Origin of the sequence: Neorhizobium fuzhouense (assembly GCF_042611105.1) — a bacterium.
In the GTDB taxonomy this organism is placed as follows: domain Bacteria; phylum Pseudomonadota; class Alphaproteobacteria; order Rhizobiales; family Rhizobiaceae; genus Neorhizobium; species Neorhizobium galegae_A.
Window position 1 is genome coordinate 1 of record NZ_JBHFFP010000042.1, and the last position, 623, is coordinate 623.

Genomic DNA, 623 nt, shown 5'->3' on the forward strand with positions numbered 1-623 from the left:
GTTGCGAGATGACAATTTTCGCGCCACGCTCGTTGAGATCGGCCACAATGGTGTTGCTATCGAAAGCCTTGTCGGCGAGTAGCGCACCGAACTCGATGCCGTTGATGAGCGGCGCGACGCCGACGGTATCGAAGCGATGGCCCGGCAGTAATTCGAACCGGACCAGATTGCCCAAAGCATCGGTCAGCGCCAGGATTTTGGTTGTCATTCCACCTTTTGAGCGACCAATGGCCTGGCTCTGAGTCCCCCTTTTGCGCCCTGACCGTGTCGGTGGACCTTGACGATGGTGGCATCCACCATAGCGTATTCCATGTCCGGTTCTTCAGAGAGGGCATCGAATATGCGTTTGAAAATATCGGCTTCACGCCAGTCGCGAAACCGACGGAATGCCGTGCTCCAGTTGCCGAACACAGCGGGCAGGTCGCGCCATGGGCTGCCCGTGCGTACAATCCAAAGCACGGCTTCAATGAACAGCCGGTTGTTTCTTCCGCTGCGACCGGGATCCATAGCTTTTCCCAGACAATGCGGTTCTATCTTCGCCCATTGGGCGTCTGTCAGTACAAAACGATCCATCCAAAGTGTGAATCACATTCGCGCTGATTTGTGAATCCCCACAACCCCTA

Annotated in this window: 1 pseudogene; it reads right to left on the reverse strand. The window is 55.9% G+C overall.

From position 1 onward, the window contains the following. A pseudogene (locus tag ACEXP3_RS24705) lies at positions 1–573 on the reverse strand (IS5 family transposase); the annotation flags it as partial. Between the last annotated feature and the right edge of the window lie 50 nt (positions 574–623).